Raw genomic sequence first — 13,179 nt, 5'->3', positions numbered from 1 at the left:
GGCCCGTGGGCACAGTGTGCCGAACGACCTCTCGGCGGTCGTTCGGCACAGGTCGCAGCTTCCGAAATGGTCACTCCAGCGGTGTGGAGGACCGTGCCGGGCACCGGCGCGGCCGGCGCCCGGCGTTCACCGCACGTCCAGCGCCCATCCCCCGGCGGCAGCCCGCTGCCGGGGCACGTCCGCCACGGGACGGACCCGGGGCTCGGCGTACTGGACCAGCTCGACCAGCAGCCCGGTCGCGGGCCCGAGGTGCACGAACGCGATCTGCAGTCCCGGCTGCCCGCCGGGGCGCGGCTCGTCGTCGACCAGGACCGCGCCCCGGGCACGCAGGACGGCCAGCTCGGCGACGATGTCGTCGACCTCGAACGCGACATGGTGCAGGCCCGGGCCGCTGCGGCGCAGGTGCCCGGTGACCTGGCTGGACGGCCCGGCCGGGGTGACGATCTCGATCGCCGTCGGGTCGCCCTCCCGCCGCCAGAACTGGCACTCCACGTCGTACGTCGTGACGATATCGTGCTCGTCGGGGTTCATGGTCAGCATCCGCAGGCCGGTGGCGGCCGCCTTCAGGTCCGCCGCCACCATGCCGACGTGGTCGATGCGCAGGATCATCGGTCCCCCAGCGCGGTGCTGACGAGGTCGGACAGCTGCCCGACGTCGTTGACGGCGAGGTAGGAGCGCAGGTCGAGCTGCACGCCGAACTCGTCCTCGATGTCGGTGAGCAGCCGCAGCGCGGACAGGCTGGTCCAGTTCGCGAGGTTGTGGAACCGCGACTCCGCGGAGATGTCGGGCAGCTCGGTGACCCGTTCGACGAGCCCGACGACGGTGCCGGTGACGTCAGACATGGGCAGGTTCCTTCCACTCCAGGGTGATCCATGCGGGTGCGGCTACCTCCGCCGCGCCGAGGTCGAGCGTGTGCCGGGTGACCCCGTCGGTGTCGGCGCCCACGGTGAACGGCTCGACCAGGGACGCGGCGGCCTTGTTGCGGTCCCCACGCCGGTAGTCGGCCAGCAGCACCGTCGCGCCCGAGGTCCGGGCGAGCGCGGCGAGGTGGGCGAGCACGGCCTGCTCGACGCCGCGGGAGAACACCCGGCAGCTGAGCACGAAGTTCTCGATGAGCCAGTGGTCGCCGCCCTTGGCCACCCAGGCCGCCCCGACCAGGCCCTCGCGGCCGAACCGGTCGGACACCTCCACCCCGAGCACCAGGTGGTCGGGCGAGCCGGCCATCTCCCGGGTGCGGCTCTCGCCGTGGGCGCGCGGGTTGAGGTTGAACTGGTTGGTGCGCGCGGCGAGCTGGACGATCCGGGGCAGCGTGTACTCGTCGGCGGGGGTGACAGTGACGGTGAGGCCGAGCCCGGCCAGGTAGTCGCCGGTGGACACGAACGACGCGGCGAACTGCTCGCGTTCGGCGCGGGCGCGGTACATGCCGGTGCGCTCGCGGTCGGTGGCGGTGGTGGCCAGCGCGCCGAAGAACTGCGGTTCGAGCACGGCGGCGGCGTGGCCGGCCGGGTCGCCGCTGAGCCGGACGACCCGGACCTCGGGGATCTCCCGGGCGACCAGCTCGCATTCGAACGGGCTGTCGTCGACGAACACGACGCTGTCCAGGCCGAGGTTGAGGGTCTGCACGAGCTGGCGGATGTTGTGGTCCTTGCGGCCCCAGTTCGCGACGGTCGCCACGAAGTCGTCCGCGCGCAGCGTCAGCTCCGGGTGGGCGGCGAGCACGCTGTCGACGTTGGCCTGCTCGTTCTTGCTGCACACGGCCAGCAGGACGCCCTGGCGGCGCAGGGCGAGCAGGCCCTGCTGCAGGTCGGTGTAGCAGTTGCCGGGGTAGGCGCCGCCGACCTGGATGCCCTCGGGGCCGTCGTCGCCGAGGACGCCGCCCCACAGGGTGTTGTCCAGGTCGACGACGACGAGCTTGGCGGACAGCCCGGCGGTGACGCGGCAGAACGCGGCGGCCTCGCGGGCGTACGCGGCCTCGGTGCCGATCGTCCAGGCCATGCTGGCGAAGCGGTAGAGGCGGTCGTCGCGTACCGGTCCGGGGTGGTCGGCGAGCAGCGCCTCGAAGTCGAGGACGTGCACGGACGGGTGGCGGGCGGGCAGGTCCAGCAGCCGCTGGTTCACCTCGCGCCAGGCGCGGCCGAGTGCGGCCCGGCCGCCGTAGCTGATCACGCGGCGCTGCTGGTTGCGGGCCAGCGGCACGGTGTGCAGCACGATAGCGCCGCCTGCGCGCCCGGTGAAGCCCGCGACGGCCTGTTCGAGCATGTCGAGCCGGTGGGTGGTGGCGTCGGTGAGGGTGGTGAGGTCGGTGGGGTCCCAGTCGCGGGGCAGCAGCGCCTCGTCGTGCAGCAGGCACAGGGTGACGTCGGGGGCGAACGCGGCCAGGTCCGACTCGGGGTCGCTGAGCTCGACCAGCAGCTGGTCGAAGCCGCACACGTGCAGTTCGGGCGCGATGCCGGCACGCAGCAGCTCGGCGCGCAGGATCGGTGCGACGTTCTCCGCGGTGAACGTGGCCGCGACCGCGATCCGCAGGGGCCGCAGGCTCTGCCCGGCGCGGCCGGCCCGGGCCGGGGCGATGCCGGCCAGGGCGCGGCCGGCGTCGCGCAGCGCGGTGGGCGCGGTCAGCGCCGCGAGGTCGGTGAGCAGGTCCGGGTCGGCGGGCGCGGCGGGGTCGCGCAGGGCGCGGGCGCGAGCCACGACGTCGGTCTCGGTGGTCATGTCGTGCTTCTCCGTCTCTCTCACACCTGCAGCAGCGTGCAGATCCAGTGCATGCCGCTGCTGGTGCTGGTCAGTGCCACCACGTCGCCGGGGTTCAGCTCCCCGGCCGCCTGCAGCCGCCGCAGCGTGACGAGCTGGTCGGCGCAGCCGATGTGGCCGTGGTCCAGGGCGGCTTCGACGTTGGTGTGGTGCAGGGCGATGTCGAGGTCCTTGGCGAGGTCGGCCAGCTGGCGGCCGTTGTCGTTGAAGTGGATGACGCGGCGGATGTCCTGGCGGGTGACGCCCGCGGCGGCGCAGGCGCGGTCGACGACCTCCCGGCTGCGGGCCCGGATCATCGAGACGAACCGGTACATGGCGCGCACGTCGCCGTTGAAGAACGCGTCCAGCCGGTCCTGCGGGTTGCGGACGTGCGGCTGGTCGCCCTGCCCGGCCAGGAACGGTGCCGCGGCGGCGCCGACGTCCATGCGCATGAAGTCGGCGTACGTCCCGTCGGTGATCGTCTCGGTGGCCAGCCACCGGTAGCCGCCGTGGTCGCGGCGCAGCACCGCCGCCGCCGCGCCGTCGGAGTAGATGCTGGTGTTCATCGCCATGCGGTTCCAGTACGGCTCGGCCACCCGGTTCGCGCCGATCAGCAGCGCGGTCCGGTAGCCGGGGTGCAGGGCGAGCTTGCCCGCGACCAGGTCGAACGCCGCCACGCCGCCGCCGCAGGCCTGGTTGACCAGCACCGCCTCGGCGCGTTGGGCGCCCAGGCGGGCCTGGACGGCCGCCGCGGGATCCCAGTAGAGGTACTCGGCGAGGTCGGCGATGGCCAGCACGACCAGGTCGACGTCCTCGGTGGCGACGCCCGCCTCGGCCAGCGCCTGCCGGCCCGCGTCGACGGCCAGGTCGGTCAGCCCGACGCCGTCGGGCGCGCGGTGGAACGTGCGGTATCCCCAGCCGCGGATCCGGTCCAGCTCGTCGGTGTAGGCCGGGGCGAATTCGGCCACGTCGGACGGTTCGGGCAGGGCCTGTCCGATGGCGACGATGCCGAACGGCACCCCGGCCCGGCGCGGGGCACGGGCCGGCGCGGGCTCGGACCAGGTCAGCGCGTGCACCGCGCCGGCCTGCCCGGCCGGGGTCTGCGGCAGCGCCCGCAGGAACGTCAGCGCGGCGCCGTTGTGCTCGGTCTCGCGGTAGCGGAACACCACGTCGGCGCCGTCGGCGCGGGCCGTGATGTCGCGCAGCACCGCGTCCTCGACCTGCCGGCCCAGCACCGGGCAGGACAGCGAGAACAGGTCCACGGTGCACACGCCGTCGGCGCGGCGCAGCCCGACCGCGCCGCTGAGACCGTAGTCGCCGAACCGGTCGCGGACCGACACCGCGAGCACCTCGCCGTCGTATGCGGCGATCGCGGCGGCGTCCTGGTCGTTGCCGAGGGTGAAGTCCTTCGCCCGGGCGACGACCTCGGCGACCTTGTCCAGCCGGCCGGCTGCCGGCGTGACGTCGACGACGACGTCGAGGCTCGCCACGAAGTCGTCCAGCGACACCTGCGACGGTGCCGGGACGGCGGCGACGGGTGCCGCCCCGGCCGGGGACGGGCCCGCGCTCAGCGGTGCGGGCCGGTCGAACAGACCCGCGGCGGCCAGGGCCGCCGGCCACGTCTCCGGCTGCGACCCGAGCAGCACCGCCCGGCCGGGCAGCAGGTCGGGGTCGGTGGTGACCAGGACCGCCGAGCCGGCCGGGACGTCGAGGGCCGCGGCGACCTCGGCCAGCCGCGCGGCGGCCGGGCCCGGGTCGAGCACGGTCGCCTCGGCGTGGGTGACCAGCTCGGGGCAGTGGGCGGCCAGCCCGGACCAGACCGCCGGGTCGGTGGCGCACAGGCCGATCCGGGTGCCGGAGCGGCGCAGCGCGCGCAGCGGTGCGCGCAGCGCGGCGGCGGGGGCGCCGGACAGGCTGTCGGCGTCGAGCACGACCGCGCGCACCCCGGCCCCGTACCGGCCGGCCAGCAGCCGGGCGAGCTGCCCGCCGAGGCGGGCGAACAGCTCCTCGGTGTAGGGCACCTTGGCGAGCTGGAACATCGCCGGGTGGTGGGCGCGGGCGGCGCCGACGTCGCGGATCGCGTCCTCGGCGTCGGCGACCAGCACGCCGGGCTGCCCGGCCAGCAGCACCCGCGCGGCCTCCCTGGCCTGGGTGGCCAGGGCGGCGGTCCCGACGAGCGAGGCGGCGTCGCCGACGCCGTGGTCGCGCTCGTCGGGCAGCGCGGGCAGGACGAACACCAGCGTCGCCTGCCAGCGGCCGGCGGCGGCGCGGGCCGCGTCGGCGAGGTCGGTCAGGTCCTGGACCCAGCTCGGCCCGGCCGGGCCGAGCTCCTCGAAGCGGGGCGCGGTGACCAGCACGTCCGGTGCGGCGGCCGCGGTCTCGCCGTCGTCGTCCAGGCACTGCCGGACGATCTGGTCGAACGGTCCGACGTGGAACCGGGCGGGCAGCCCGGCCTGGTGCAGGGGCAGGCCGAGGTACGGCACGAGCTGGTCGACGGTGTAGCTGGCCAGCAGGCTGATCCGCAGCACGGCCGGGTCGCCGGCGCGGACGGCCTGCTTCCAGGCGGTGCGCTGCTGGTGCGGGGTGAGGGTGCTCATACCGCGGCCCCCTTGCCGCGCAGGAGGGTGCGCAGGAATCCGATCGACGGCACGTCGCGGACCTCCTCGTAGGCGAAGGACACCTGGTAGACCTCCTCCAGCGTCACGATCAGCTGGAGGTGGCGCAGGCTGGTCCAGTCGGGCAGGGTGGCGGGGCCGTCGTCGTCGGTGACGGTCCCGGGTGACAGGTCGAGCACGTCGGCGACGAGGTCATGCAGGTGGGCGGGTTCGACGACGGCGGTCACGACCCCACCGCCGCTTCCACCGGCTGCTTGGCCGCGGCAGCGGCGGCGACCGGGGCGTCGGCGGCCGGGTCGGGCTCGTCGGCGGCGGGCTCGGGCGCCACGTCGGGCAGGATCGTCTCGATGCGCCGGATGCTGGGCGTCACGAACGACACCACGGCCAGCAGGGTGCCGAGCACGCCGATCGCCACGAACACCAGGCCGATGCCGCCGGCCTGCCCGGTGCCGACCAGGCCGCCGAACAGGCTCGCGCCCGGCTGCCCCTGCGCCATCCACGGGACGATGACGTACTCCAGCAGCGGTCCGGCGATCAGCGTCGCGATCGGCACGGACAGCTCCTCGACGAACTGGCGGGCGGCGAAGACGCGGCCCTGCACGTGCGGCTCGACCTTCTCCTGCCAGACCGAGGTGGCGTAGCCGTCGATGACCGGGATGCACATGTGCACGACGATCAGCGCGAAGCCGAGGACCAGGATCACGTCGGAGACGCCGTACACGATGCGGCCGATGACGCTGAAGGCGACGGTCGCCCACAGCACGTAGCGCATCTTGTCGCGGGGGGTCTTGAGCAGCGCGACCAGGATCGTGCCGCCGATGCCGCCGATCGCGCCGGTGGCCAGCACCAGCGCCAGCGAGTCGGCGTCGTCGCCGGTGCGCTCCAGCACCATCGGGCGCAGCAGCAGCCAGCCGACGGCGGCGAGGATGTTGATGACGATCAGGAAGATCTCGAGGTTGAGCAGCGGCCTGCTGCGCAGGATGTAGCGGAACCCGAGCCGGCAGTCCTCCCAGAAGGTGGACGGGGCCTCCTCGGCGGGGCGGGGCGGGGTGGGCGGCAGCGCGATCAGCAGCACCGACCCGATCGCGAAGAGGTAGGACAGGCTGTCCAGCGCGAGCACCGTCTCGATGTTCATGCTGGTCATCAGCAGCGCGGCCAGCAGCGGCGCGAACAGCTCCGGGGTGGTGCGGACCGCGAACATCATGGCGTTGGCCCGCGGGTAGTTGCCGCGCTCCATCATCAGCGTGATCGTGGCCTGGAACACCGGCACCTGGAACGCGACGAACGCGCCGGTGACGAAGTTGAGCAGGTACAGCTGCCACATGGTGGCGGAGTCGGTGAGGAACAGCGCCATCAGCACCACCGTGGCCAGCGCGGTGCCGACCTCGGCGAGCATGAGGGTGGTGCGGCGGTTCCAGCGGTCGATGATCGCGCCGGCGACCGGGCTGAACAGCACGGTCGCGGCGAACGCGAAGAACAGGGTGAGGGTGAACTGGGTGGTGCTGCCGGTCTGGTCCCATACCCAGACGCTGACGGCGAAGTTGGTCATGCGGGTGCCGAGCACGGACAGGAACTGTCCTGCCCAGAGCACGGAGAAAGCCGCGAATCCGGCGGGGCGTCGCATTATCGTGCGGTTCCTTCCTGGAGGGTGGCCGAGGCCGGGTGGGGGTCGGCCGGGTCGATGAGGCCGACCAGCCGCGCGCAGAGCTCGTCGAGGAACGCCTGCGCGGTCTCGGCGGTGTAGACGGTGGTGCTGTAGCCGACGTCGAGCCGGAGCCGGCCGCCGACGATCACGCCGCCGACGTCCAGGTCGTAGGGCCACCGGCCGACGCCGTCGTCGGTGTCGCCGTAGGGGGCGTCGCAGACGTCGAACAGGTCGTCGGCCTGGGACACCTCGTCGAAGCCGAAGTTGCCCATGTAGTTGACGGCGATCCGGGGCTGGACGAGCTTGCCCAGCTGCGCGCGTACCGCATCGTCGGTGGTGGCGTAGCGCAGCACGCCGTAGCCGATGCCGTTGTCGGGCACCCGGGACAGCTGGGCGGCGACGTGCGCGGCCCGGTCGGCGGCGGCGCCGCCGGCGGGCAGTTCCAGCAGCACCGGGTACATGACCTGGAACCAGCCGGTGGTGCGGTTGAGGTCGATGTCGGCGAACAGGTCCTCGCGCCCGTGGCCGGTGGTGGCCAGCAGGCAGCGGTCGCCGCCGGCGCGGGCCGCGACGGCCTCGGTGACCCCCCACATGATCAGGTCGCGGACGCCGGCGCGCAGCCGCCGCACCACCTCGTGCAGGCCGTCGGTCTGCGCGACGGTGAGCGTCGAGCTGAGCATCGCCCCGGCGGCCAGGGTCGTGACGCCGTCCGGGTGGTCCGGCGGCACCATGGTGGCCTCGTCGGCGGTCTGGGTCAGCCAGTACGGCAGCTGCCCGGTCATGTCGTGCTCGGACAGCCGCCGCGCCCACACGCCGTAGGCGCTGGTCCGGGCGGGCAGCCGCGGCTGCTCGCCCGCCTCCAGCTGCGTACACAGGGTGCGCAGGTCACCGAGCAGCAGGTCCCGGGAGATCGCGTCGACCACCAGGTGATGCGCGATGATCAGCACCCGGTCCGGGCGGTCCGGGCCGGTCGCGAAGTGCAGCACCCGGCACATCGGCCCGGCCGTCACGTCGAGCGTGCGCTGCGCGTCGGCGGCCAGCCGCAGCATGGCCGCGTCCTGCGCCGCGGGCTCCTCGCCGGCCAGGTCGTGGCTGGTGAACGGCACCGCGTCGGCGCCGTCGGCGTGGTGCTGGCGCAGCGTGCCGTCCTCCCCGCGCACGAACCGCAGCCGCAGCGAGGCGTGGTGCTCGGCCAGCAGCCGCACCGCGCGGCCCAGGTGCCCGGCCGACACGGGACGCAGCACGTCCAGGTAGTAGGGGTGGTTGAACCACGACGGGTGCTCCATCGTGGTGGCGACCTCCTCGAACCACCACAGCTGCGCCGGGGTCAGCGGCCCCTCGCCCTCCGCGACGTCGGTGCACACGGCCACGGCGGCCGCAGCGGTGTCGCGGTCCAGGTCGAGCTCGGCGATGGTGCGCCGCTCGGTGAGCTGCCGCGCCGACAGCTGGATGCCCGCCTCCGCGGCGTGGAACGCCACGGTGATGGCCAGCAGCGAGTCGCCGCCCAGCTCGTAGAAGTCGTCGTGGATGCCGACCTCGGCGGTGTGCAGGACCTCGGCCCAGATCGCGGCCAGGGTCCGCTCCCGGTCGGTGCGCGGTGCCGCGACCGTGCCGCGTGCCGAACGCCGGCGTCCGGTGCGTACCGCCTCGGCGATGCCGTCGGCCGTGGACAGCTCCTCGGCCAGCTCGGTGAGCAGGTCGGCGGCCAGCGGCACCGGCTCGGCCGGGTGCAAGGCGGGCACGTCGAGCTGCCACAGGTGCGCCGACGGCCGGGCCGGGTCGAGCGTGACCGCGCCCTGCGGCGGACTGCCGACCCGGACGGCGCCGACGGTGACCAGCGCCGCGAGCTCCGGCAGGGCCGGTGGCGCGCTCAGCACGACCTCGCGGCCGTGGCCGAGCTGATCCCGGACCACCGCGACCAGCTCGGGCCCGAACGCGGCCGGGTCGGCGGCCACGGCGGTCACCGGCAGGTGCCGGCGGCGACGCGCCAGCCGGGCAACGGCCGTGGCCAGCGCGGTCTCGAACAGTTCGTGGTACGCCGCGCCGTCGCGGCCCGGGTGCGGGTCGGTGACGCCGTAGCGGCGCGCCCACCGGTCCATCGCGATCACCCGCACGGCGGGCTGGGTCGCGGCGAACGCCGCCAGCCGGTCGGTCAGCCCGCCCAGCACCCCCGCCCACCGGTCTCCGGCGTAGTCCGCCGACGCCGGGCACACGCCGACGACCAGCTCGGCGCCGGTCCGATCCTGGTGGGCGGCGACCGCCACGGCCAGGTCGGCCAGCGCCCGCTCCCAGGCCACCACTGCCGCGGGCAGCGCGAGCGTGCCCGGCAGCAGGTCCTCCCAGCGCAGCAGGAGCACGTCCAGGGCCGTGCCCCGGAACGGGCCGTCCGCATCCAGCAGCGGCCGGCGCACCTGCCCGGCCGGCGCGGTACGCACCGCCAGGCCGGGCTCGCCGAGCAGCTGCGACCAGAACCGCAGGGTCGGCTCCAGCTCCCGCACCGGGAACGACGACGCCAGCCCGACGGCGTCGGCGTGCTGCTCGGGCGCGACCGCCTCGGCGGCGACCACGGTGTCCGGTGCGGACACCAGCTCGGTCAGCAGCCGCCCGAACCGGGCCACGACCTCCTCGGCGCGCTGCGCGCTGAACAGCTCGGCGGAGTACGTGAAGTCCGCCTCCAGCAGGTCACCGAGCCAGTCGAGGGTGAACAGCACGTCGAAGTCGGCCCCCGCCGCGCCGGCGGGCAGCGGCTCGACGGCCAGGCCCGGCAGCGTCGGCGGCTCCTCGGCGGCGTCGGCGTAGTTGAGCACGCACCGCAGCGAGTGCCGCGACGAGTCGCGGGGCAGCCGCAACGCCTCCATGATCTTCGGGAAGGGCAGGCGCTGGTGCGCCTGGGCGTCCTTGACCGTGGCGTGCAGGCGCCGCACCAGCCGCCGGAACGTCGGCCCGCCCGACACGTCCAGGCGCAGCGGCAGCAGGTCGGCGAAGCAGCCGATGACCTGCTGCAGCTCGGCGCGGTCCCGGCCGCTGGTCGGCATGCCGATGACCAGGTCCGACTGGCCCGACTCCTGCTGCAGCAGCACCGCGAACACGGTCAGCAGCACGCTGTACGGGGTGACGCCCTCCGCCCTGGCCAGCTCCCGCACCGCGGCGCCGACCTCGGCCGGGAACACCCGACCCGCCCGGCCCGCGACGTCACCGTCCGTGCCGGACGGCGCGTCACCGGGCAGCTCCACCGGCGCCGCCGCGTCGCGCAACCGGTCCCGCCAGTACGCCAGGTGCGTCTCGACCTGCGGGCCGGCCAGCCACTGCTGCTGCTCGTAGGCGAAGTCGCCGAACTGCACCGCCACCTCCGGCAGCGGCGAGGGCAGGCCCGCGCTGTAGGCGTCGTACAGCACCCCCAGCTCGTCGAGGAAGATGCCCCACGACGTGCTGTCGCAGATGATGTGGTGCATACCGATCAGCAGGTGGTGCTCGTCCGGTGCCGCGCGCAGCAGCCGCACCCGCACCAGCGGCCCGTCTGCGAGCGAGTACGCGAACCCCGCGTGTGCCTCGACGTGCTCGGCCACGGCCCGCCGCCGGTCGGCGGCCGCCGACATGTCGACCGGCTCGCACCAGGCGGACAGCTCCGCGTGCACCACCGGCCGGGGCAGGCCCCGGTGCTCGGGATACGTGGTGCGCAGCACCTCGTGGCGGCGCACGATCTCTCCCACGGCCCGGCGCAGCGCGTCGACGTCCAGTGCACCGCGCAGGGTCGCGGCGAACATCGTGTTGTGCCGGGCGTCCTCGCTGTCGAGCTGGCTGGTCGCCCACAGCCGCTGCTGGATCGACGACGCCACCGGCACCGCGTCGGCGGGCGCGGGCCGCAGCACGTCGGCCGCCTGCCCCTCGGCGGCGTCGACCACCGCGGCCAGCCCGGCCAGGGTCGGGTTCGTGAACAGGGCGTACAGCGACACCTCGCGGCCGAACTCCCGGCGCAGCCGCGACAGCAGCTGCGTGGCCAGCAGCGAGTGCCCGCCGAGGGCGAAGAAGTCGGAGTTCGCGCCCACCTGCTCGACGCGCAGCACCTCGCGCCAGATCTCGGCCAGCCGCTGCTCGGTCGGGGTGCCCGGCTCGACCAGCTGCTCCCCCGCCACCGCCGTCGCGCGCGGGGCGACCCGCTCGGCGACCTCGGCCGGGTCGGCCAGCTGCTCGGCGGCGTACGCGACCCGCTCCGGCTCGGCGTCCGGCGCCGGCAGGCGGCGTACCGCGATGGCGGCCAGCGCGGCGAAGTAGGCCGGCGGGTACGGGATGTGCGCGAGGCCGTCGGTGACCGCGTCGTGCAGCACCTCGTACGGGTGCTCCTCGGCCCAGTCGACGGTCACGCCCGGCACGGTGTGCGCCAGCGCGGCCAGCCGGTCGTCGAGGCGCGCGAACAGCCCGGACCAGCCACGCTCGGCGGCGGCCGGGGACGCGGGGCAGCGCACCAGCGCCAGCGGGGCCGCGGTGCGGCGGCGGTGGCCGGCGACGGCGGCTTCGAGGTCGCGCATGGCCGTGTCCAGCACCGCGGCCGGGTCGGCGTCGGCGGCCGCGCGGCGCAGCCAGTCCTCCCAGCGCAGCAGCCCGACCGTCGCGGCCGCGTCGCCGGGGGCGAGCAGGTGCTGCACGAGCTGCCCGTACGGCGCGGTGCGCACCGTGGCCGGGGCCTGGGCGAAGTCCAGCCAGAACCGCAGCGGGTCGGCCAGCAGGTCGGCGGTGAACGTCGCACCGAGCACGACCTCGGGCCGGGCCATCGACGGCAGCTGCCGCAGCGGCGTGTCGGCGGCGCGGACCATCTCCGACAGCACCGCCGAGATCCGCTCCGCCAGCCGCGCCACGGTGCCGGGCAGGTACAGGTCGGCGTTGTAGTCGAGCACCAGCTCGTCACCGCCGGCCCGCCGGGACAGCGTCACGAACAGGTCGAAGTCGGTGAGCTGGTTGTCCACCGGCACCGGGGTGAACCGCACCCCGGCCGCCGCGCGCTCGGCCGCACCGGCGTCGGTGACCGTGAACATCACCTGGAACAGCGGGTTGATGCCCGGGTCGCGGGGCGGCGCGACCTCCTCCACGACGCGCGCGTACGGCGCGTCCTGGTGCCGGTAGGCCTCACCGGTGCACTGGTGCGCCCGGCGCACCGCCTCGCGCACCGACGGGTCACCGGACAGGTCCAGCCGGAGCACCAGCATGTTCGCGAACGAGCCGATCAGCGGCTCCAGCTCGGTGCGCGAGCGCCCGGCGCCCGGCGTACCGACCACCAGGTCGTCCTGGCCGGTGGTCTGCGACAGCGCCGCGGTGAACCCGGCCAGCGCGACGGCGTTGAACGCCACCCCCGACTGCTGGGCCAGCGCCGCCATCGACCCCGACAGCGCGGAGGGCAGCGCCAGCACGTGCCGGCCGCCGCGGTGGGTCTGCACCAGCGGGCGGCGCCGGTCCGGGCGCGGCGTGCTGGTGACCGGCGCACCGGCCAGCCGGTCACGCCAGTAGGCAAGGTGGCCGTCGAGCGCGGCCAGCGCGCCGGGCTCCCGCTGCGCGCGGGCGTACCCGGCGAAGTCGGTCCGCAGGCGCGGCAGGTCGGCCGGGGTGCCGTCGGCGAACTGCCGGTAGAACTCGACCAGCTCGGTGGCGAACACGTCACCGGACCAGGCGTCGTAGACGATGTGGTGCACGGTGACCAGCAGCCGGTGCCGGTCGTCGGCCAGCGCCAGCAGGCACGCGGCCAGCAGCGGCCCGGCCGTCAGGTCGAACGGCACCAGGCCGTGGTCCACGGCGGTCTGCCCGGCCCGCGCCTGCTGCTGCTCGGCGGGCAGCCCCCGCAGGTCCACCAGCGGCAGCGCCACGTCGACCTCGGGCAGCACCCGCTGGTACGGGCCCTGCTCGTCCTCGGCGAACACCAGCCGCAGCGACTGCTGGCGGGCCACCACGGCGTTGAGCGCCGCCCGCAGCGCGCCGGTGTCCAGCGGCCCGGTGATGTCCAGCGCGAACGGCACGTTGTACACGGCCGTGCCCGGGTCCATCCGGTCCAGGAACCACAGCTGCTCCTGGGTGAACGACAGCGGCAGCCGCTGCGGGCGTGCCTGGCGCGCCGCCAGCCGCTGGCGCAGCAGCTCACGCTGCTCGACGGTGAGGTCGGCCAGCTGCGCCGACATTTCCTGAGTCATCGGTCGGTCTCCCCGG

7 protein-coding genes are annotated in these 13,179 nt (G+C 74.8%); all 7 read right to left on the bottom strand.

Annotated features, from left to right (window positions below; genetic code table 11):
- Window positions 1-126 precede the first annotated feature (126 nt).
- The 7 genes from AB0J67_RS14240 to AB0J67_RS14210 are packed head-to-tail and all read right to left on the bottom strand — an operon-like array spanning window position 127 to window position 13,163.
- Window positions 127-609, bottom strand: a complete 483-nt coding sequence (locus AB0J67_RS14240; protein WP_363481381.1) for a VOC family protein — start codon at window positions 607-609, stop codon at window positions 127-129.
- Window positions 606-842, bottom strand: a complete 237-nt coding sequence (locus tag AB0J67_RS14235; RefSeq protein ID WP_363481378.1) for an acyl carrier protein — start codon at window positions 840-842, stop codon at window positions 606-608. The genes AB0J67_RS14240 and AB0J67_RS14235 overlap by 4 nt, the downstream gene beginning before the upstream one ends.
- Window positions 835-2,712, bottom strand: coding sequence for an HAD-IIIC family phosphatase (locus AB0J67_RS14230; protein ID WP_363481375.1), 1,878 nt, complete (start codon window positions 2,710-2,712; stop codon window positions 835-837). The genes AB0J67_RS14235 and AB0J67_RS14230 overlap by 8 nt, the downstream gene beginning before the upstream one ends.
- A gap of 20 nt (window positions 2,713-2,732) precedes the next feature.
- The gene (locus AB0J67_RS14225) at window positions 2,733-5,327 is read right to left on the bottom strand and encodes a 3-oxoacyl-[acyl-carrier-protein] synthase III C-terminal domain-containing protein (RefSeq protein WP_363481372.1); all 2,595 of its coding nucleotides are present in this window, start codon (window positions 5,325-5,327) and stop codon (window positions 2,733-2,735) included.
- Window positions 5,324-5,572, bottom strand: coding sequence for an acyl carrier protein (locus AB0J67_RS14220; protein WP_363481369.1), 249 nt, complete (start codon window positions 5,570-5,572; stop codon window positions 5,324-5,326). The genes AB0J67_RS14225 and AB0J67_RS14220 overlap by 4 nt, the downstream gene beginning before the upstream one ends.
- Window positions 5,569-6,969 carry an MFS transporter gene (locus AB0J67_RS14215; RefSeq protein WP_363481366.1) on the bottom strand — a complete coding sequence of 467 codons (1,401 nt, stop codon included), beginning with the start codon at window positions 6,967-6,969 and terminating at the stop codon, window positions 5,569-5,571. Before AB0J67_RS14215 ends, AB0J67_RS14220 begins: the two co-directional genes overlap by 4 nt.
- The gene (locus AB0J67_RS14210) at window positions 6,969-13,163 is read right to left on the bottom strand and encodes a condensation domain-containing protein (protein WP_363481363.1); all 6,195 of its coding nucleotides are present in this window, start codon (window positions 13,161-13,163) and stop codon (window positions 6,969-6,971) included. The genes AB0J67_RS14215 and AB0J67_RS14210 overlap by 1 nt, the downstream gene beginning before the upstream one ends.
- Between the last annotated feature and the right edge of the window lie 16 nt (window positions 13,164-13,179).

Source organism: Catellatospora sp. NPDC049609, assembly GCF_040675365.1.
In the GTDB taxonomy this organism is placed as follows: domain Bacteria; phylum Actinomycetota; class Actinomycetes; order Mycobacteriales; family Micromonosporaceae; genus Catellatospora.
This window is presented reverse-complemented; position numbering and strand designations above follow the sequence as displayed.